This window comes from Peribacillus sp. SIMBA_075 (assembly GCF_046534585.1).
Map to the genome: position 1 here is coordinate 1 of NZ_JAWRYN010000558.1, position 274 is coordinate 274.

Annotated in this window: 1 pseudogene; it reads left to right on the forward strand. The window is 32.5% G+C overall.

Annotation, left to right across the window (positions count from 1 at the left end):
* Nucleotides 1-23: 23 nt before the first annotated feature.
* Nucleotides 24-274, forward strand: a pseudogene (gene lspA, locus SB775_RS29385) (lipoprotein signal peptidase LspA); the annotation flags it as partial.

Genomic DNA, 274 nt, shown 5'->3' on the forward strand with positions numbered 1-274 from the left:
CTGTCTTTGTGGGGGAAATGAAAATGATATATTATGTAATAGCGTTATTTGTCATTGCCATCGATCAAATATCGAAATGGCTAATTGTAAAGAACATGGAATTGGGTACGAGCATTCCGATTATCGATAATGTATTATACATAACATCACATCGAAATAGAGGAGCTGCCTGGGGGATTTTAGAAAATAAAATGTGGTTTTTCTACATTATTACAGTCGTTTTTGTAGTGTTTATCGTAATTTATATGCAAAAATATGCGAAAACAGACAAACT